General features: G+C 74.4%; 15 protein-coding genes and 2 pseudogenes. 10 read left to right on the top strand and 7 right to left on the bottom strand.

The features are described from left to right. Positions 1 to 53 precede the first annotated feature (53 nt). From ACIPM1_RS07750 to ACIPM1_RS07735, 4 genes are all read right to left on the bottom strand, one after another. Positions 54 to 1,625 (bottom strand): phytoene desaturase family protein, encoded by a 1,572-nt coding sequence (locus ACIPM1_RS07750; RefSeq protein ID WP_402430343.1) that lies wholly within the window; start codon positions 1,623 to 1,625, stop codon positions 54 to 56. Between the two features lie 60 nt (positions 1,626 to 1,685). Beyond that, entirely contained in the window at positions 1,686 to 4,013 is a 2,328-nt protein-coding gene (locus tag ACIPM1_RS07745; RefSeq protein ID WP_402430340.1) for a tetratricopeptide repeat protein, read from the bottom strand. 127 nt (positions 4,014 to 4,140) lie between these two features. Further along, positions 4,141 to 4,938 (bottom strand): oxygenase MpaB family protein, encoded by a 798-nt coding sequence (locus ACIPM1_RS07740; protein WP_402430737.1) that lies wholly within the window; start codon positions 4,936 to 4,938, stop codon positions 4,141 to 4,143. A 249-nt stretch (positions 4,939 to 5,187) separates the two neighbouring features. Continuing rightward, complete coding sequence (locus ACIPM1_RS07735; protein WP_356189118.1) at positions 5,188 to 5,571, bottom strand: ferredoxin; 384 nt, start codon at positions 5,569 to 5,571, stop codon at positions 5,188 to 5,190. A 123-nt stretch (positions 5,572 to 5,694) separates the two neighbouring features. Between ACIPM1_RS07735 and ACIPM1_RS07730 the strand changes: the two genes are divergently transcribed. The 9 genes and pseudogenes from ACIPM1_RS07730 to ACIPM1_RS07690 all read left to right on the top strand — a co-directional run bounded on the left by ACIPM1_RS07730 (position 5,695) and on the right by ACIPM1_RS07690 (position 15,009). Continuing rightward, entirely contained in the window at positions 5,695 to 6,069 is a 375-nt protein-coding gene (locus ACIPM1_RS07730) for a DUF6479 family protein (protein WP_402430337.1), read from the top strand. Between the two features lie 221 nt (positions 6,070 to 6,290). Continuing rightward, positions 6,291 to 7,052: pseudogene (locus ACIPM1_RS07725) on the top strand (ribonuclease BN); the annotation flags it as partial. Positions 7,053 to 7,515: 463 nt separating this feature from the next. Next, a complete protein-coding gene (dhaK, locus tag ACIPM1_RS07720; RefSeq protein ID WP_402430334.1) occupies positions 7,516 to 8,508 on the top strand; it encodes a dihydroxyacetone kinase subunit DhaK in 993 nt (330 codons plus the stop codon). 62 nt (positions 8,509 to 8,570) lie between these two features. Next, positions 8,571 to 9,179: a dihydroxyacetone kinase subunit DhaL gene (dhaL, locus tag ACIPM1_RS07715; protein WP_356189112.1), complete on the top strand. Its 609-nt coding sequence runs from the start codon at positions 8,571 to 8,573 to the stop codon at positions 9,177 to 9,179. Further along, the gene (dhaM, locus tag ACIPM1_RS07710; protein WP_402430331.1) at positions 9,172 to 9,579 is read left to right on the top strand and encodes a dihydroxyacetone kinase phosphoryl donor subunit DhaM; all 408 of its coding nucleotides are present in this window, start codon (positions 9,172 to 9,174) and stop codon (positions 9,577 to 9,579) included. The genes dhaL and dhaM overlap by 8 nt, the downstream gene beginning before the upstream one ends. Positions 9,580 to 9,897: 318 nt before the next feature. Then, positions 9,898 to 10,831: pseudogene (locus ACIPM1_RS07705) on the top strand (fibronectin type III domain-containing protein). Positions 10,832 to 10,852: 21 nt separating this feature from the next. Beyond that, on the top strand, positions 10,853 to 11,794 hold the full coding sequence (locus ACIPM1_RS07700; RefSeq protein WP_402430328.1) for a LysR family transcriptional regulator: 942 nt from the start codon (positions 10,853 to 10,855) through the stop codon (positions 11,792 to 11,794). A 178-nt stretch (positions 11,795 to 11,972) separates the two neighbouring features. After that, positions 11,973 to 12,506 carry a hypothetical protein gene (locus ACIPM1_RS07695; RefSeq protein WP_402430325.1) on the top strand — a complete coding sequence of 178 codons (534 nt, stop codon included), beginning with the start codon at positions 11,973 to 11,975 and terminating at the stop codon, positions 12,504 to 12,506. Positions 12,507 to 12,981: 475 nt separating this feature from the next. After that, the gene (locus ACIPM1_RS07690; protein ID WP_402430323.1) at positions 12,982 to 15,009 is read left to right on the top strand and encodes a HelD family protein; all 2,028 of its coding nucleotides are present in this window, start codon (positions 12,982 to 12,984) and stop codon (positions 15,007 to 15,009) included. 111 nt (positions 15,010 to 15,120) lie between these two features. On the opposite strand, the gene ACIPM1_RS07685 is transcribed toward ACIPM1_RS07690, so the two are convergent. Beyond that, the gene (locus tag ACIPM1_RS07685; RefSeq protein WP_356189100.1) at positions 15,121 to 15,672 is read right to left on the bottom strand and encodes a PadR family transcriptional regulator; all 552 of its coding nucleotides are present in this window, start codon (positions 15,670 to 15,672) and stop codon (positions 15,121 to 15,123) included. A gap of 63 nt (positions 15,673 to 15,735) precedes the next feature. Further along, positions 15,736 to 17,751: an NADPH-dependent 2,4-dienoyl-CoA reductase gene (locus ACIPM1_RS07680; protein WP_356189098.1), complete on the bottom strand. Its 2,016-nt coding sequence runs from the start codon at positions 17,749 to 17,751 to the stop codon at positions 15,736 to 15,738. A gap of 221 nt (positions 17,752 to 17,972) precedes the next feature. Between ACIPM1_RS07680 and ACIPM1_RS07675 the strand changes: the two genes are divergently transcribed. Further along, positions 17,973 to 19,532: a PQQ-binding-like beta-propeller repeat protein gene (locus ACIPM1_RS07675; protein WP_402430318.1), complete on the top strand. Its 1,560-nt coding sequence runs from the start codon at positions 17,973 to 17,975 to the stop codon at positions 19,530 to 19,532. Positions 19,533 to 19,604: 72 nt separating this feature from the next. On the opposite strand, the gene ACIPM1_RS07670 is transcribed toward ACIPM1_RS07675, so the two are convergent. Continuing rightward, on the bottom strand, positions 19,605 to 19,976 hold the full coding sequence (locus ACIPM1_RS07670) for a hypothetical protein (RefSeq protein ID WP_402430315.1): 372 nt from the start codon (positions 19,974 to 19,976) through the stop codon (positions 19,605 to 19,607). Positions 19,977 to 20,031 lie beyond the last annotated feature (55 nt).

Here is a 20,031-nt window from a genome sequence, read left to right as displayed (position 1 = left end):
GAGCGCACGTCCGGAGCCCCTGGCACCGGACGGGACGCCTCGCCGACGGGCCGTCAGCCGCCCTCGCCCGCTTCGAGAACCGCCATGGCCGCGTTGTGCCCCGGCACGCCGCTGACACCGCCGCCGCGGACCGCGCCCGCGCCGCACAGCAGCACGTTGGCGTGCGGGGTCTCCACGCCCCAGCGGCCGGTGCCCTCGGCGGCGTACGGCCAGCTCAGGGCGCGGTGGAAGATGTTGCCGCCGGGCAGCCCGAGGTCCCGTTCGAGGTCCAGCGGGGTTTTCGCCTCGATGCAGGGCCGCCCGTCCGCGTCGGTGGCGAGGCAGTCGGCGAGCGGCTCGGCCAGGTGGGCGTCGAGCTGCGCCAGCGTCGCCTTCAGCAGGTCCTCCCGCACGCCGTCGTTGTCCCGGGCGAAGAGCCGGGCGGGGGTGTGCAGGCCGAAGAGGGTGAGCGTCTGGTAGCCCCGTTCGACCAGGTCGGGGCCGAGGATGGTGCGGTCGGTCAGGGAGTGGCAGTAGATCTCGGACGGCGGCGCCGCGGGCAGTTCGCCGGCGGCGGCCTGGGCGTGCGCGGCGGCCAGCTGCCGGTAGCCCTCGGCGATGTGGAAGGTGCCGGAGAACGCCTCGCGCGGGTCGACGGAGGTGTCCCGCAGCCGGGGCAGCCGGGTGAGCAGCATGTTCACCTTGAGCTGGGCGCCCTCCGCGGGCTCCGGCGGGGCGTCCGCGGTGAGCGCGGCCAGTGCCTCGGGCGAGGCGTTCACCAGGACGTGCCGGGCGCCGACCGTGCCCTGCGTGTCCCGGTGCCGGTAGGTCACCTCGGCGGCCCGGCCGTCGGTCGCCACCCGTACTGCCTCGTGGCCGGTGGCGATGACGGCCCCCGCGCGGCGGGCGGCGTCCGCGAGCGCGTCGGTCAGGGCGCCCATGCCGCCGACGGGCACGTCCCAGTCGCCGGTGCCGCCGCCGATCACGTGGTAGAGGAAGCAGCGGTTCTGCTGGAGTGAGGGGTCGTGGGCGTCGGCGAAGGTGCCGATGAGCGCGTCGGTGAGGACCACGCCGCGCACCAGGTCGTCGGCGAAGCGGTCCTCGACGGCGACGCCGATCGGCTCCTCGAACAGGGTCCGCCAGGCCTCCTCGTCGTCGACGCGGCGGCGCAGCTCGTCACGGGTGGGCAGCGGCTCGGTGAGGGTGGGGAAGACCCGCTGGGCGAGGCGGCCGGTCATGCCGTAGAACCGCTGCCAGGCCGCGTACTCGCGGTCGGAGCCGGTCAGCCGGGCGAAGGACTCCCGGGTCCGCTGCTCCCCGCCGCCGACCAGCAGCCCCGTGGCGCGGCCGTCGCGCTCGACGGGCGTGTACGAGGAGACGGTGCGGGTGCGCAGGCGGAACTCCAGGCGCAGATCCCGGACGATCTTCCGCGGCAGCAGGCTGACCAGGTAGGAGTAGCGGGACAGCCGGGCGTCCACGCCGGCGAACGGGCGGGTGGAGACGGCCGCCCCGCCGGTGTGGTCCAGCCGCTCCAGCACCAGCACCGACCGTCCGGCGCGCGCCAGGTAGGCGGCGGCGACCAGCCCGTTGTGGCCTGCGCCGACGATGACGGCGTCGTACGTCCCGTGTCCTTCGAGTGCGGTCATGGTTCTTGTTAACACGTGATGATCTACGACGGCCAGGGGGCGGCGGACGCGGTGCCGGTGTCAGTGGCCGCCCGCCGCCGGCTGCCGGCGCAGCACCGCCACCCTGCGGTACAGCTCGGCGGCCTCCGCGCCCCGGCCGAGCTGTTCCAGGCAGTGCGCCTCGTCGTTGCGGCTGGCCAGGGTGTCGGGGTGGTCCGGGCCGAGGACGTACTCGCGGGCGGCGGCCACCCGGCGGTACTCGGTGAGCGCGTCCGCCCAGCGGCCGAGCCAGCCGAGGCCGACCGCCACCTCGCGGCGGCTGACCAGGGTGTCCGGGTGGTCGGCGCCGAGGACCCGCTCGCGGATGGCGCACACGTCGCGGGACTCGTCGAGGGCCTCCTCCCAGCGGCCGAGCCGGCCGAGGTTGACCCCGAGGCCGTGCCGGGCGCGCAGGGTCTCGGGGTGGGTGGGGCCGTGCACCCGGGTGCGGTCGTCGACGAGGCCGCGGTAGAGCCGGAGCGCCTCCGCGCTGCGGCCGAGCCGGCCCAGGCTGATGCCGACCTCGTAGCGGGCGGCCAGGGTGTCGGGGTGGTCGGGCCCGAGAGCCCGGGCGCGCGCCTCGGCGACCTCGCCGTAGGTCTGCAGGGCCTCGGCCCAGCGCCCCAACTGACCGAGGGCGTAGGCGACTTCGTAGCGGGTGACCAGGGTGTCGGGGTGGGTGGGGCCGAGCACGCGGGCGCGCGCGGCGGCCACCTCGCAGGCCATGCGGTAGGAGTCCTCCAGGCGGCCGAGGCGACTGAGGTTGAAGGCGAGGTTGTGGCGGCAGCGCAGGGTGTCGGGGTGGTCCGCGCCCATGGTGCGTTCCCGCGCGGCGAGCACCGACCGGTACACCTGGTGGGCGTCGAAGTGGCGGCCGAGCTGCCCGAGGACGTAGGCCATCTCCTGGCGGGCGGCGAGGGTGTCGCGGTGGTCGGCGCCGAGCACCCGGATCCTGGCCCCGGTCACCTGCTTGTACGCGCGCAGCGCCTCTCCGGCCCGGCCGGTGCGGCTGAGCGTGAAGGCCACCTCGTAGTGGCTGGCGAGGGTGTCGGGGTGGTCGGCGCCGAGGAGGCCGGCCCGCTCGGCGGCGACCGCGCGGTGCACCTCCCCCGCCTCCTCCCAGCGGCCGAGGCGCCCGAGGCCGAGGCCCGCGTTGTGCCGTCCGGCGAGGGCGGTGAGCGTCGCCGGGGGCGGCGCGGGCGTGCCGTCCGGCCGCGGCGCGGGCCGCCCGCCGGGACTCGCGACCGGGTCGCCGGCGCCGTCCGGGCCGGGGGGAACCGTCCATGCGCCGGTGAGTCCCGCGCCCGGGTCCGCGGGGGTGGCGCGCAGGACGGCGCCGGTGGCCCTGGGGCCGTCGGTCATGCCGTGCGTCCACGACGGCAGGCGGCCTCCGCGCGCGCCCGGCTCGGGCGTGCCCGGCTCAGGCGTGCCCGGCTCGGGCGTGCCCGGCTCAGGCGTGCCCGGCTCGGGCGTGCCCGGCCGCGGCCGGGCCGTGACCACCGTGGGCACGTACGCCGGAGCCGTCCGGCCGGCGATGATGCGGCGGCACAACTCGTGGGCGTCGCCGGGCCGTTGCTCGGGCTGCTTGGCGAGCAGGTCGAGGATGATCCGCTCCAGGTAGGCGGGCAGCTCGCCGCGGTGGCGGCGCGGCGGCGTCGGCGGGGTGTCGCGGTGGCCGACGAGGACCGCCCAGGCGTCGTCGAGGTCGAACGGCGGTGCCCCGGTGGCGATCTCGTACAGGACGCAGCCGAGCGAGTAGAGGTCGCTGCGCTGGTCGACGTCGGTTCCGCCGATCTGCTCCGGCGACATGTAGTGCGGGGTGCCCATGGCCACGCCGGTGCCGGTCAGCCGCGCGGTGAAGCCGATGTCGTGGCCGAGGCGGGCGATGCCGAAGTCGCAGATCTTCACCGTGCCGTCGGCGAGGCGCATGATGTTCGCCGGCTTCAGGTCCCGGTGCACGATGCCCTGCCGGTGGGTGTAGGCGAGGGCGGCGGAGACCTGCTCGGCGATCTCGACGATGTCGGGGACCGGCAGCGGCCGGTGCTCGTTGCCCTCCAGGAGCTGGCTGAGGTTGAGGCCGTCGAGCAGCTCCATCACCAGATAGAGGACGCCGTCGGACTCGCCGAAGTCGTGGACGACGGTCACCCCGCGGTGCTGGAGCGCGGCGGCCACCCGGGCCTCGCGCCGGAACCGCTCGCGCAGCACCCGCGTGAACGACGGGTCGTGGTGCGGGCCGAGCGGCTTGAGGCACTTCACGGCGACCTGACGGCCCAGCGACTCGTCGCGGGCGCGCCACACCTCGCCCATGCCGCCGCGCCCGATCCGGTCGAGCAGCCGGTAACGGCCGTGGATCAGTCCGGTGTCCGCCATCTCGCGCCGTCGCCCCCGTCGCCGTCCGCCCCGCCCTCCCCGGCCGGGACCTCCCCTTCGGACCGCCCGTGACCGCGCCCCGGCGTCCGCCTGATCCCGGAGGCGGGTCCTCGCCCAGTATGGCGGGCTATCGTCCGACTTTGTACGGTGCGGGACGTGACTCGGGTCCGAGCCGGGCCATCGCGCCCAGGATGTTCCGGGGCGGGAGCTGCCAGCGCAGCCGTGCGGGGACGCGGCGCAGCAGGGCGCCCGCGGCCCGCAGCCGGCGGGTCACGACGGCGGGCGGCGGGGCCGGTCTGCCGTAGAGCTCATGGGCGTACGGCGGCAGGGAGGCGTACGCCAGGTGGGCCACGCGCCGCCACAGCACCTCACGCGCCGGGACGAGCAGGGGGTGCGCCGGGGGGCGGAGCAGGAAGTCGTCCACCTCGCGTGCGCCGGCTCCGGCGGCCAGTTCCGGGCGCACCGCGGCGAAGTAGGCGGCCATCGCGGCGCGGTCGGCGGGCACGGCCGCGGGGTCCAGTCCCACCAGGCGGGCGCTCTCCCGCTGCTCGGCGAGGTAGCGGTCGGTCTGTGCGTCGGTGAGGGGGAATCCGGAGCGGCGCAGGACGTGCAGATAGGAGTCGATCTCCGCGCAGTGCACCCACAGCAGGAGTCCGGGCGCGTCGATCCGGTACGTCCGTCCCGTCCTCGGGTCGGTCGCGGACAGCATGCTGTGGATCTTGCGCACCCGGGCGCCGGCGCGCTCGGCGGACTCGGTGGTCCCGTACGTCGTCGTGCCGACGAAACGCGCGGTGCGCAGCAGCCGGCCCCAGGCGTCCCGGCGGAAGTCGGAGTTCTGCAGGACGCCGCCGACGGCGGCCGGGTGGAGTGCCTGGAGGTAGAGCGCGCGGATGCCGGCCACCCACATCATCGGGTCGCCGTGCATCTGCCAGGTCACCGAGGAGGGCCCGAAGAGCCCGGGGTCGGCCGGACGAGTCGTCTCCACCCCGGCAGGCTAACGCCGGACCCGGGTCGTCCCCGGGCCGATCCAGGAGATGATCTTCCGCCGGCCGCGGCGCACCGGGAGCCGGGAGCGGCCCTGACGGCGCACATCGTGGAACGTGTCTCAAAAAAAGGGGGGAATGCCGTGCGGTGGTCCCGTCCGCGCACCTCCTCGGTCGGCTCTTTGCGGCCGTCAGCTCAGCGTGGCCATGAACTCGGAGCAGGCGCGGGCGGACGCCCGGCAGGCCTCGGCGGTCTGCTCGGCGCCGGGGAAACCGTCGAAGACGTGTGCGCTCTCCAGGCAGACGGTGCGGCACCACTCGAGCTGGGCGCGGATGCCGGCCTCGTCGAGGCCGTTCTGCTCGGACAGCACCCGGCAGGTCGCGTCGCACACCTCCGCGCACATGATGCCCTTGCGCCGGACCAGTTCCTGCTGGTCGGTGCCGCCGGGATCGACCGCGCTGGCACGCAGGGCGCACGCGCGGGCGCAGTCCGAACACGCCTGCGCACAGGCGAAGCGGTCTTCGAGAAAACGAATCAGTTCCTGTTGCGATGTCGTCGCTGGCGTAGTACTCACATCGCGCGGGTTGCCGGTGCCGACCCCGTCAAACCCGGTACCCCAGGGGGTACGGTCCCCGTCCTGGCCTGCGCGGGCGTGGTGAACGGGTTCACCACGCGGGCCGAGGGTACCCGCGGGATCATGAATAACGCATCGCTGGAGATCGCCAGCCAGGGCTTCCTGGCCGGTGTCGGGCCGTTCATCGTGGGTCTCGTCGTGGTGGCCCTGCTGATCGGCGCCTTCGTGCTGGGCTTCCGAGTCCGCCGCCGCGAACCCGCACCTCCGCGTCCGGAGGAGCAGCCGCGTCTGCCGGACGGCGGCCCGGTCGGCGAGGTCATGGAGCACCGCGAGCCCGACGAGGTGCCCAGGGGCGGTGACCGGCTGACCCCGCACCAGATCCCCGCGCACGGCAACATCGGGTCGCGGACCAGCACGACGCCGGAGCGTCCCGCCCGGGACGGGCACGGCGGCGACACGCCCGGCCGCCCGGGCGGCGCGGAGACCGGCCGGGGCTAGCCCCCACTCCACTCCCCCGCCCGGGGCACACGTCCCCTCCCCCCGTCCCGGCTCCCGGGTGCGGCGCGACGCTCGCGTCGCGATGATGGGGGTGCGCGGCCGCGCGCCGGTTCAGCCGGGGTCCGGAGAGGAGGCGCCGTCGCCATGTCACGCCTGCCCCGCCCGCCCGGCCCGACGCCGGGCACCGCCAGTCACGGAGACGGACACCGCCGGCGGCGGCGTTGAGCGGCGAGCGGCCCGGCGACCGCCCGTCGGCCGCCCGTTGGTGGGCCGCCGAGCTCTACCGGCGCGGCAAGGAACTGGAGCTGATGCACCGGGCGCTGGGCTTCGCCACGCTCGCGCTGGTGACCCTGGCCCCGCTGCTGATCGTCGTCGCGGCGGCCGATCCTCTGCATCACGGCGGGTTCGCGCTGTGGCTGGTGGACGGCATGGACCTGTCCGGCCGGTCCGAGCGGGTGCTGTCGGAGGCGTTCAGCCCGTCGCGCAAGGTGGTCGGCACCCTCAGCGTCTGGGGCGGTGTGCTGCTGGCCCTGTTCGGCCTGTCGTTCGCCTCCAGCGTGCAGAACGGCTACGAGCGGGTGTGGCGGCTGCCGGCCGGCCCCTGGCACCGGATCTGGCGCCAGGCCGTCTGGCTGCTCGCGCTCATGACGTACCTGTACGTGCAGGTGCAGACCCGCACGGTGCTGGCGGGGACGTACCGAATGCTGCTCAGCCTGGCGATCGGCGTGCTGTTCTTCTGGTGGGGCCCGCACTTCCTCCTCGGCCGCCAGGTGCGCTGGCGGCTGCTGCTGCCCGGCGCCGTCGCGACCATGGCGGGCCTGGTGGGCCTGCGGGCGTTCTCGTACCTGGTGTTCACCCCGCTCATCGTGACCAACGCGGTCAGCTACGGAGCCGTGGGCACGGTCCTGATCGTGGAGTCCTGGCTCGTCGGGGCCGGATTCGTGGTCCACGGGGGCGCGCTGGTGGGCCATCTGTTCTGCGACCGTACGGGGCACCTGCTGGCGCACGAGGACCGCGAGGAGATCGACGGGGCCGGCCGGATCGACGAGATCGACGGCATCGTCGTGAGCGGCAGGGCCCCCGTGACCCGCCGGACCCACGGGACCGAGGAGCAGCCGGACGTCGCGCCCGGCGAGCGCGAGGAGCCGGAGCGCGAGGAGGACGAGGGGAAGGGGGAGGACGAGGAGGACGGGCCTCCCGGGCGGCACGACGGCACCGGCGGCTGACCCGCGTTCGCGTCTCCCCCTCCCGGCGGCCGAACCGCCGGTATCGGCAGTACAGGTGACCATCACCGCCACAGGGCCGATACTGCGGAGAGCGGGCGGCCACGCCCGCGCACGAGACGCCCGTCCGACGGCGAGGGACGGGCGCTCCGACCGCCGGACCTCGCCCACGACGCACGGAAGCCGGACCGAGACAGCCCGCCGGGCTCACCAGGAGGCAGCCATGAAGATGCTCATCAACGTCGCGGAGACCGTGGTCGCGGACGCGTTGCGCGGTATGGCGGCCGCCCATCCCGAGCTGACCGTCGACGTGGAGAACCGGGTGGTCGTACGACGGGACGCGCCCGTGGCCGGGAAGGTCGCCCTGGTCTCGGGCGGCGGCTCCGGGCACGAGCCACTGCACGGCGGGTTCGTGGGCCCGGGGATGTTGTCGGCGGCCTGCCCCGGAGAGGTCTTCACCTCGCCGGTCCCCGACCAGGTGCTGCGGGCCGCAGCGGCCGTGGACAGCGGGGCGGGCGTGCTGTTCGTCGTGAAGAACTACACCGGCGACGTGCTGAACTTCGACATGGCGGCCGAGCTCGCCGAGGACGAGGGCATCCGGATCGCCAAGGTCCTCGTCAACGACGACGTGGCCGTCACCGACAGCCTCTACACGGCCGGCCGGCGCGGCACCGGGGCGACGCTGTTCGTGGAGAAGATCGCGGGCGCCGCGGCCGACGAGGGACAGCCCCTGGAACGGGTGGAGGCGATCGGCCGGCAGGTCAACGAGAACTCCCGCACCTTCGGCGTCGCGCTGAGCGCGTGCACCACCCCGGCCAAGGGCAGCCCGACCTTCGACCTGCCGCCGGGCGAGCTGGAGCTGGGCATCGGCATCCACGGCGAGCCGGGCCGGGAGCGACGGGCGATGATGACCTCGCACGAGATCGCCGACTTCGCGGTGCACGCGATCCTGGAGGACATGGACCCGCGCAACCCGGTCCTGCTGCTGGTCAACGGCATGGGCGCGACGCCGCTGCTGGAGCTGTACGGCTTCAACGGCGAGGTGCACCGGGTGCTCGCCGAGCGCGGTGTGCCCGTGGCCCGGACCCTGGTCGGCAACTACGTCACCTCGCTCGACATGGCGGGCGCCTCGGTCACCCTGTGCCAGATCGACGAGGAGCTGCTGCGGCTGTGGGACGCGCCGGTGAACACAGCGGGCCTGCGCTGGGGCGTGTGACACGGCGGCGGCCGCCCTCGCACGCCAGGCGCGTCAACGTACCTACCACGCAAGGAGATGCAGTGCTCGACGCCGACTTCTTCCGCCGTTGGATGACGGCGACCGCCGCGTCCGTCAACCGCGAGGCGGAACGGCTCACCGCCCTCGACTCGCCCATCGGGGACGCCGACCACGGCACCAATCTGCAGCGCGGGTTCACGGCCGTACGGGCCGCGCTGGAGAAGGAGGCGACGGAGACGCCCGGTGCCGTCCTGACCCTCGCCGGACGGCAGTTGATCTCCACCGTCGGCGGCGCCTCCGGACCGCTCTACGGGACGCTGCTGCGCCGGGCCGGCAAGGCGCTCGGGGACGCCCCCGAGGTCGGTGAGGAGCAGCTCGCCGAGGCACTGCGGGCGGGCGTCGACGGGGTGATGACCCTGGGCGGGGCGAAGCCCGGCGACAAGACCATGGTCGACGCGCTGCTGCCGGCCGTGGACGCGCTCGGCGACGGTTTCGCCGCCGCGCGGACCGCCGCCGAGGAGGGCGCCGTGGCCACGACGCCGATGCTGGCCCGCAAGGGCCGGGCGAGCTACCTCGGGGAGCGCAGCATCGGGCACCAGGACCCCGGCGCCACCTCGTCGGCGCTGCTCGTCGCCGCGCTGGTCGACGCTGCGGAGGCCGAGGGTGAGTGAGGAGAAGCTGGTCGGGATCGTGCTGGTGTCGCACAGCGCCGAGGTCGCCGAGTCGGTGGCGCGGCTGGCGCAGGGCCTGGCGGGGGGTGCGGCGGTGCCCGTGGCCCCGGCGGGCGGCCGGGAGAACGGCCGGCTGGGCACCAGCGCCGAGCTGGTCGTCGCCGCGGCCGCGTCCGTGGACCGGGGTGCTGGGGTGGCGGTCCTCACCGACCTCGGCAGCGCCGTGCTCACCGTGAAGGCGCTGCTCGCGGAGTGCGACGAACTGCCCGGCAACACACGTTTGGTGGACGCCCCGTTCGTGGAGGGCGCGGTGGCCGCGGTCGTCACGGCGGCGACGGGGGCCGACCTGGACGAGGTGGAGGCGGCGGCCATGGAGGCGTACGGCTACCGGAAGGTCTGAGGTCCGAAGTCCGAGATACGCGCCCTCGGTTCACGCGTCGCGCCCGCCGGGTGACCGGGGGCCGGAATCCGTGTCGGTTCCGGCCCCCGGCCGCCCCTGCCGGCGCGGCATCAGCGACGACAGCGGTCCGCGCCGCAGCGTGAACTCCCCCGTCCTCGGGGCTGGTTCAGCCGATACGGCACCAGCATACGTAAGTCTCCCGGACACTCACCGGCGGCCGCCCCCTTGATGCGACCCCGTCGGCGGTGCATATTGGTCCGGACCATTGCGGGCGGCGTCCATGACGCTCACGCCGCCGTTTGCGGGGAGGCCGTTCTCGTGCGACGCGTGCCCGCCCGAACCGTCCTCCCGCGGCGCGTCCCCGGTCGCGCCGTCGCGGCCTGCGCCGCGCTGGTGGTGCTCTGCGGCTGCGGGTGGGGCGGCTCCGACGACGACGGCGGCCCGTTGCCCGGGGCGCCCACGGGTGTCACCGCGGTGGCGGGGAGCGCGACCAGCGTGCACGTGATGTGGAACGCGGTGTCCGCGCCGTCCGGCATCGCCGGGTACGAGGTGTACCGGGGCACGGCCGAGGTGAGGGACGTACCGGCGTCCGCGCACATGGTGGACGTCCCCCGGCTCAGCCCGGCGACCACGTACGTCTTCACGGTGCGGGCCCGCGACGCGGACGGCCGGCTCGGGCCCCGCAGCCGCGCGGTCCGGGCGACCACGCCCGCCGCGGTCCCGGCGGACGGCTCGGCGCCGACCACGCCGCGCGCCGTGCGCGGCCGGGCGGCGGGGAGCCACGCCGTCCGGCTGTCCTGGTCCCGCTCGGCGGACGACCGGGGCGTGGTCTCGTACGACGTCCTCCAGGGCGCTACGAAGATCCACAGTGTGCCCGGGGACCGGACGGAGGCGGTGGTCACGGGGCTGCGGGCCGGGACGCGGTACTCCTTCACCGTGCGGGCCCGCGACGCGGCCGGGAACCTCTCCCCGGCCGGCGCCCCGGTACGCGTCACCACCGCGCCGGGCTCCGACGACGGCCGGGACCTCGCGCCCAGCGCCTTCCGCGCCGGCACCCACCGGGCCGGCGGGGCCTACTGTCTCGACCTCTCCTGGATTCCGCCGCGCACGGACGGGGTGGTGACGGAGTACCAGATCCAGCTCGACCAGGCTCCCGGACGGAACCTGGGGCGGCTTCTCGGCCGAGCGCACGGTGACCACCGGCCCTCCGGCGAGCGCACGGCGACCACGGGCCCGGGCGGGACGGCCATAGACGGACCGTAGTATCGAGGCCATGCCCCATAGGAATTCCGATGGCCGGGCGGGTCCGCCGACTCCTCTGGACCTGTCCCTGCTGCGCACCTTCCTCGCCGTGCACCGCGCCGGTTCGTTCACGGCGGCGGCACGGCTGCTGGGACTCGCGCAGCCGACGGTGACGGCACAGATCCGCACCCTGGAGGAGCAGCTGGGGCGGGAACTGTTCGAACGTCAGTCGCGCGGCGTGGTACCCACCCCGGTGGCCGACCAGTTGGCCGGCCGGGTGGCGGCGCCGCTGGACGCGCTCGCCGCCGTCGCGGATCCCGGCGGTCTCGGCGCCGACCGGCCGCCGGAGCCGGTCCATCTGGCGGGCCCGGCCGAGCTCCTGTGCACCCATGTGCTGCCCGCCCTGGCCCCGCTGGTCGAGCAGGGCGTACGGCTGCGGGTCGGCGCCGGGCTCACCGACGACCTGCTGGCCGAGCTGCGGGCCGGCCGCCACGACCTGGTGATCGCCACCTCCCGGCCGCGCGGCCGCACTCTGACCTGGGTCCCGCTGATGGACGAGGAGTTCGTGCTCGTGGCGGCCCCCGCCTGGGTGGAGCGCATCGGCACCGGCCGGGTCGCCGCCGAGGGGCCCGCCGCGCTGGCTGAGGCACCCCTGGTCACCTACGCCGAGGACCTGCCGATCGCGCGGCGCTACTGGCGGCACGTCTTCGGCACCCGCCTGACCGGCCAGGCCGCCGTCACCGTGCCGGACCTGCGGGGCGTGCTGTCCGCGGTGGCCGCCGGGGCCGGGATCACGGTGCTCCCCCGCTACCTGTGCCGCGCCGAACTGGCCTCCGGCGCGCTCGTGCCCCTGCTCTCCCCGGAGGACCCCCCGATCAACACCGCCTACCTCACCCAGCGTCCGGGGGGCCCGGACCATCCGCACGTCGTCCTGGTCCGGGAGCGGCTGCTCCAGGCCGCGCCGGCCTGGTGAGCGATCCGGGCCTCCCGCCCGGGGGGACGTGTCCGCACCTCGGCGCGTTACCCGACCGGGTGCGCTCCGGCTGCGGGAGACGGCCCGGGGACGTTGGCTGCCCCTGAGCAGCACGGGCCTTTCCCCATCTCCGGCGGCACACGGGACGGACCGCCGACCGTGCCGCCGGAGGACTCCGATGCGCACTTCCCAACTCTTGCTCCGCTCCGTCCCCGTCGCGGCGGCCGCCGCGCTCGCGCTCGGCGTGGCGGCCGGGCCGGCCGGCGCGGGACCGGGGATCTCCGTCTCCACCAGCGGTTCCACCGTCTCGGTCACCACCAGCGCGTGCGGCGCCGCCGACGGCGACCGGGGCACCGCCTCGCTGTTCGGCGGCGACCGGACGGACCTCGGCCCGGGGCGCCAGGTGCCGCTCAGGGGCACCGGCGTGAGCCAGTCCGCCGCCTGGCGGGACGTCAGGCCGGGCACCTACACGGTGGTCGTCGTGTGCGCGCACTTCCTCACCGCGGGCAGCCAGTCCGTCCTCGTCCCCGAGCCCCCGGCGCGCACGCCCTCGGCCGCCTCCGCACCGCCGCGCGGGGTGGCGGGCGGTCCCGGCGAAGGCCCCGAGGGCCACGGCACGGTCGCCTACGCGGTGGGGGGCGCGCTGGCGGCAGCGGCGCTGGCCGCCATCGGAGGGGTGCTGCGCCGCCGCCCGAAGCCGTACCGGCTCTGAGCGAAAGACCGCCTCTGAGCGAAGGACCGGCTCCGAGCGAAGGACCGGCTCCGAGCGGCGGCCCGGCTCCGCGAGGTAGCGCCGAGGAAAGCCCAAAAGCATCGAGGACCTGGCGGAGGTCGAGAAGTCTCCGGTGGACCGTGAGGACGGCGGTGACGCGCAGGGGTATAGCCCCCTCGCCGGATCTTCCGCCTTTCCACGAGCGCGGCAAAAAACCGCCGGCATTTAAGGGCGGGCTCACCCATAAGGCACGCGAGCATCGGGAGCGCAATGAGCGATATACGGAACGGCGGAATATTGATACGCCGTCGGTCAGCCGTCATGGATTCAGTCATAGGGACATAGGTTCACCAAGCAAGTCAAGACTTACCTTTAGGGAACTTTGACCGTATGGTGTGGCTCGAATCGAAGGAGCTGCCTGTTGTCGAAAATGAATGATTCCGCTGTTCGTGCGGTTGACTCGGAGCAGGATTATGTGTCCTCCTTGTACGCGTTGCTCACCGAACGGCTTTCCGAGGCGCGCGTACACCGGGCGAGTGTGCTGAAGGCCCCGGCGGACAGCGCCGGTGAGGCATACGAGAGAGAAATCGCCGCCGAGCGTCTCGCCAAGGAAATCAGTCGGCTGGAGAGCGCCGAAAAGGGGCTGGTCTTCGGGCGCATCGACTGGACGGACGGCACGGCCCTGCGTATCGGGCGGATCGGACTGCACACGGAGGAGGACGACCTGCCTCTGCTCGTGGACTGGCGCGCGAACGCGGCGCGGCCCTTCTACGAGGCGACACCGGTCCACCCGATGGACCTGCGGCGGCGCCGGCACCTGCGCCTCGAGGAGCGCACGGTCGTCTCGGTGAGCGACGAACTGCTGGACGGGACCGCCCCGACCGACGAGGACGTCGTGGGGGACGGCCCGTTGACCGAGGCTCTGTCGGCACGGCGTACGGGCACGATGCACGCGGCCGTCGCGACGCTGCAGGCCGAACAGGACGAGATCGTCCGCTCCGCCCACCGAGGGGTGACCGTGGTGCAGGGCGGGCCCGGCACCGGCAAGACGGTGGTCGCCCTGCACCGGGCGGCCTATGTCCTCTACGCGTTCCCGCGCGCCGCGGAGGAAGGTGTCCTGGTGGTGGGCCCGAACGCCCGGTTCCTGGACTACATCTCCCAGGTCCTTCCCTCGCTCGGAGAGAACGACGTCGTTCTGGCGACCTGCCGGGAACTGGCCGGGGTGTCCCCGGACGCGGTGGACCCGTTCGACACGGCGCGCCTCAAGGGCGGCTCCGACCTCGCCGACGCCTTGGCCTCCCTGCTGCGCGTCCACCAGGCCCCCGCCGGCGACTTCTCCGTGCGGGTCGGACAGGAACTGGTTCACCTGTCCGACGAGGAAGTCGCCACGGCACGCGACGCCGCCGTGGCAGCGGCACCGGGGCACAACCCCGCGCGCCGGGTGTTCAAGGAGCTCCTGGTCGACGCCGTCACCGACGCGATGCAACGAGACATGGGCGACGTCCTGGAACAGATCGACGCCGATGCCGAAAGGATGACGGGCATCAACCTCGACCGGTTCACGGGAGTCGCCCAGCGCCGTGCCGAAGGCGCACCCGACCCGGGTCCGGTCCACGAGCTGGACCTGGGCGCCATCCGAGCCGATCTCCTCGACGACGCCGGCGTCGACCGAGCGGTCGAGGCGCTGTGGCCGCGGCTGGTACCCGGTGACCTCGTGAAGGCGCTCCTGACGGACGCCGGCGCCCTCGCCGAGCGCCTGCCCCGCCTGACCGCGCAGGAGCGGTCCCTTCTGCTGCGTGGTCCGGACGCCCCGTGGACCGATGCCGATGTGCCGTTGCTGGACGAGGCGGCGAGCCTGGTCGAGGGACCTCCCGAGCGGACGTACGGGCACGTCGTCGTCGACGAGGCGCAGGAACTGACCGCCATGCAGTGGCGGATGATCGTCCGCCGCTGCCCGGCAAGGGCGATGACGCTGGTGGGTGACTTCGCCCAGGCGGGCCCGGTCGCGACTGCCCGCGACTGGAAGGAGGCACTGGGCCCCCACGTCGGACCGCGGTTCACACTGCACGACCTGACCGTCAGCTACCGCACCACGCGGGAGATCCTGGAGAGCGTCCGGGACCTGCTCACGCGGATCGCCCCGGACCAGAAGCCCACACGGTCACTGCGACGCGGTGAGAGCCCTCGCACCGTGACCACACCTCCGGACGGGTTGGTCACCGCCGTCGTCCAGGAACTCCGCGCCCAGAGCACCGCGCACCCGGGCGAGCTTCTGGGAGTGGTCTGCGCGGACACCAGGGTGGGCGAGCTGACGGCCCAGGGCGTCGCTCACCACGCACGCATCGTGCCGGCCTCCGAAGCACGCGGCCTGGAATTCGACGGCGTCGTCGTCATGGACCCCGAGGAGATCATCACGGCCCGCCCCGGTGGGGAGAGGGACCTGTACGTAGCCCTGACCCGGGCCACCAAGCGCCTCTGCACCATCACCGTCCAGCCCGCCTGACGGCTCGGCGCCCGCGTCGTCACCGCGGGCGCACCCGGCTCGGCACAGACACCGGCCCGCGCGCAGGGGCTGCTCACCGCCTGACCGAGGGCCGGCTCGGTACAGCCGGGGTCACGCCGGGTCGTGGCCGGGCAGTTCGGCGAACTCCTCCAGGGCGTGCCGGAGCCACCCCGTCCAGAAGGTCTCCAGGTCGATCCCGGCCCGCAGCACCAGATGCTGCAACCGTTCCTGGGAGCCGTCCTTCCCGGGCGGGAAGTCGCGCCGCTCGATCTCCCGGTAGGTGGCCAACTGCTCCTCGTGGAGCTCCAGATGGCGGCGCAGGTCGGCCTCCAGGCCCGCCGTGCCGACCACGGCCGCGGCGCGCAGCCGCAGCAGCAGCGCGTCGCGGTGCGGCTTGGGTTCCTGGTGTGCCGCGGTCCAGCGGGCGAGTTCGGCGCGGCCCGCGGGCAGCACCTCGTAGCTCTTCTTCTGTCCGCGCGCGGGCTGTTCGGCCGGCAGCGCGCGGATGAGTCCCTCGGTCTCCAGCCGTCCCAGCTCGCGATAGATCTGCTGATGCGTCGCCGACCAGAAGTAGCCGATCGACTTGTCGAAGCGGCGCGTCAGCTCGAGCCCCGACGACGGCTTCTCGAGCAGGGCGGTGAGGATCGCGTGCGGGAGTGACATGGGGTCATCCTAGGGACGGGCCGCGGGGGGCGAACCCTGCGGCCCGTCCGGTCCGGGCGACGGCTACAGGGCCGCCGCGACCTCCGTGCCCTGCTTGATCGCGCGCTTGGCGTCGAGCTCCGCGGCGACGTCGGCGCCGCCGACGAGGTGGGCACTGCGCCCCGCCGCGATCAGCGCCTCGTACAGGTCCCGGCGCGGCTCCTGCCCGGTGCACAGCACGATCGTGTCGACGTCGAGGACGCTGCTGACGCCGTCCACGGTGATGTGCAGGCCGGCGTCGTCGATCCGGTCGTAGCGCACGCCCGGGACCATGGTGACGCCCCGGTGCTTGAGCTCGGTGCGGTGGATCCAGCCGGTGGTCTTGCCCAGGCCCGCGCCGACCTTGGTGGTCTTGCGCTGGAGCAGGTGCACCCGGCGCGGCGGGGCGGGACGTTCCGGGGCGGCGAGTCCGCCGGGCGCGCGGTAGTCCATGTCGACGCCCCAGGCGCGGAAGTACGTCGCCGGGTCCTCGCTCGCCTTGTCGCCGCCGTCGGTGAGGTACTCGGCGACGTCGAAGCCGATGCCGCCCGCGCCGAGGATCGCCACCCGGTCGCCGACGGGGGCGCCGTCGCGCAGCACGTCCAGGTAGCCGAGGACGCGCGGATGGTCGGCGCCGGGGATGTCGGGGACGCGCGGGGTGACGCCGGTCGCGACGACGACCTCCTCGAAGCCGTCGAGGTCGCCGGCCTCCACCCGGGTGCCGAGGCGCACGTCGACTCCGTGCTCCTCGAGCCGGTGGCGGAAGTAGCGCAGCGTCTCGTCGAACTCCTGCTTGCCGGGGACCTTGCGGGCGACGTTGAGCTGGCCGCCGATCTCGCTCGCCGCGTCGAACAGGGTGACCGCGTGGCCGCGTTCGGCCGCCGACACCGCGCAGGCGAGTCCGGCGGGTCCGGCGCCGACGACGGCGACCCGCTTGCGCCGCCGGGTCGGCGACAGCACCAGCTCGGTCTCGTGGCAGGCGCGCGGGTTGACCAGGCAGGAGGTGATCCGGCCGCTGAAGGTGTGGTCGAGGCAGGCCTGGTTGCAGCCGATGCAGGTGTTGATGGCCTCGGGCCGGCCGGCGGCGGCCTTGGCGACGAAGTCGGGGTCGGCGAGCATCGGGCGGGCCATCGACACCATGTCGGCGTACCCGTCGGCGAGCAACTGCTCGCCCAGTTCGGGGGTGTTGATGCGGTTGGTGGTGACGAGCGGGACCGAGACCGCGCCCATGAGCTTCTTCGTGACCCAGGTGTAGGCGCCGCGCGGCACGGAGGTGGCGATGGTGGGGATGCGGGCCTCGTGCCAGCCGATGCCGGTGTTGATGATGGTCGCCCCGGCGGCCTCGACGGCGCGGGCGAGCGTGACCACCTCCTCCAGGGAGGAGCCGCCGGGCACCAGGTCCAGCATGGACAGCCGGTAGACGATGATGAAGTCCTCGCCGACCGCCTCGCGCACCCGGCGCACGATCTCCACCGGGAAGCGCATCCGGTTCTCGTAGGAGCCGCCCCAGCGGTCGGTGCGGTGGTTGGTCTGCGCGGCGATGAACTCGTTGATGAGGTAGCCCTCGGAGCCCATGATCTCGACGCCGTCGTAGCCGGCCTGCCGGGCGAGGAGGGCGGTGCGCGCGTAGTCGTCGATGGTCCGCTCGACGTCGGCGTCATCGAGCTCGCGCGGCACGAAGGGGCTGATCGGCGCCTGGAGCGGGCTCGGGGCGACCAGGTCGCGGTGGTAGGCGTACCGGCCGAAGTGCAGGATCTGCAGCGCGATCCGGCCGCCCTCGCGGTGGACCGCGGCGGTCACACCGGCGTGCTGCTCGGCCTCCGCCTCGGTGGTGAGCTTGGCTCCGCCCTCGTAGGGCCGCCCCTCCTCGTTGGGCGCGATGCCGCCGGTGACGATCAGGCCGACTCCCCCGCGGGCCCGGGCGGCGTAGAACTCCGCCATTCGCTCGAAGCCGCGCTCGGCCTCCTCCAGGCCCACGTGCATGGAGCCCATGAGGACGCGGTTGGGCAGGGTGGTGAAGCCCAGGTCGAGCGGGCTCAGCAGGTGCGGGTAACGGCTCATCGGCCCCTCCGTGCGCGGTGTCGTGCCTGTAGTTGTAGAGGACGGGCCCCCTCTTGTGCAACTAGTTGCACAAAGCCTCGCCCGAGAAGGGTCCGGAACCGGCCTCACGGTCGTCCGCGAGGACTGCTGACGTGATCCACTCGCCCGGGTTATGCTCCAGCGCCGCTCGGGGCGGGCGGTGGCGCGAGGGGGCGCCGGGGACGCACGGGGGTGGGCGCACGATGGTGGAGGACAGCAGACCGCGCGGAGGCGGAGGCCTAGCGTGGCCCGTCGCGGCGGCTCTCGCGGTCCTGGCGGCGGGCGCGGCCGTCGGACTGGCGGTGGAGTTCCACTACCTGGGGTGGACGTCCTTTCCCGGCAACGGCTGCGGCGGCCGCTACGCCCCCTGCCCGGACGGCACCACGCCGACCCTTCTGCTCGCGTTCCTCCTCACGTTCACCGGCTTTCCGGCCGCCACGGCCGCGGTCGCCGCGCTCACCAAGGCCCGCCCGGGCAAGGTTCTGCCCGCCGCCCTGCTGACGGCGGGCGTGCTGCTGGCCCTGTGGCCGGGGCGTCAGGCCTACCTGTGGATGCGGGGCCCGGTGCTCGACGTCGTCTGGAAGGCGGGCCCGGACCGCCCGCCGACGGCGCGCGGCCTCGGGGTGTGGACCGTGGGCCCCGGCTCCGCGACGGTGGTACGGGTCCGTACCGACGCGCTCGTCGCCTACGACGCACGCGACGGTGACCGGGCATGGACCCTGCGGGTCCCGGTGCGCGAGTCCGTGTGCGGGATGAGCGAGTCCGTGACCGACGGCATCGGACTGGTCGCCTTCGGGCGTTTCGCCAAGCCCTGCGACACGGTGTGGGGCGTCGACGTGCGCACCGGCCGCAAGGTGTGGGAGCGCGGGATCGACGGGGTCACCGATTCCAGCGAGGCCCGCGACAGCCTGCTCACGGCCGACGCCGGGGTGGCCGTGGCACTGGCCGACGGCTCGGTCCGCGGATTCGGGCTCGCCGACGGAGCCCCGCGCTGGACGGCGAAGGTCACCGACGCGCGTGCCCGGAAGGACGACGTGGAGTGCACGCCGCTCGTCGCCTCCGCGGCCCGCGGCACCACCCGGGTGGTGGTCACGTGTTCGTCGTTGTCCGGCGTCCTGCGGACGGCGCGGCTGCTGACCCTGGACACCGCCACGGGCCGGGAGACCGGCCGCCGCCCGCTGCCCGTGGAGAGCGCGGTGAGGACGGCCGTGGTGGTCTCGGCCGAGCCGTTCACGCTGCTCCTCCAGGAGGAGGACAAGCGCGGGCTCGCCGCCGTCCTGTCCTGGAGCGGCACCGGTGGCGAGCCCGTCGACATCCCCCTCACCACCGACGACGAGGACCTGGCCGTCCTCCCCGACGACGGCTCCTTCGCCGCCCGGCCGGCCCTGTCCGCCGTGGTCGAGGGCCGCTCGCTGATCGTCGCGGCCGCCGTGCCGGGCAAGGACGACCCCGAGCGGATCTCCGCCTACTCCCTGGCCGACGGGCGGCCCCTGTGGCACACGGACCTGGGCGCCCCGATCGCCGCGCTGGCCCCGGCGGACCGCGGGGAGCTCGCCGTGCTCGGGTCGGACGCCCGGCTGTACACGCTCGACGAGCGCGACGGAGACCGCCGGGGAGAGGCCGACGGCACGACGGTGCGCGGCGCCGACGGCGACTACGGCGAACTGGCGGGCGGCTCGCAGCTGCTCCGGGCGGGCGGCACCTGGATCGTCGTCAACTCCACCGGCAGCAGCAGCCCGCCCGTACTCGGGCTCAGGCCCTGACGGCCGCGGCGGCGGGAGCCGGGCGCCCGGCGCGGCCGTGCGGCTCGGCGGCCCTCCGGGCGCAGGTACGGCTCAACGGCTCTCCAGACGTACGTGCAGCTCGCGCTCCTGGTCCCCGGAGGCGGTGCACAGGTCCTGGACGGTGAAGAGGGAGTCCAGGGTCGTACGGAACCGGTCGATCGCCCAGTAGCCGCCCTGGACGTCGGCGGTGACGGACGCCCCGAGCCGGCCGGGGCCGCGGCCGGCCCGGTGGGCTTCGGCCACGTCGAAGGTGCCGAGCCACACGGTCGGACGCACCTCGTCGTAGTCGCGGGGCACGTCGTCCGCGCACCGGTCGGACGAGAAGCACGCGCACAGGGCGTCGAAGACGATCCGGGCGTCCTCCTTGGTGCAGCCGCTCAGCTCCACCGAGACGGGCTCCGGGTGCGGTCGCTCGCTGTCCATGGTCATCGCTCCTCTCCTGGCCGCGCCGCCCGACGGCGGGAGCCCCGCGGAACCG

It is taken from the genome of Streptomyces sp. NPDC086766, from assembly GCF_044746005.1.
Classification (GTDB): Bacteria; Actinomycetota; Actinomycetes; order Streptomycetales; family Streptomycetaceae; genus Streptomyces.
Note: the sequence above shows the minus strand (reverse complement) of the source record. Positions and strands in the feature narration are given on the sequence as shown.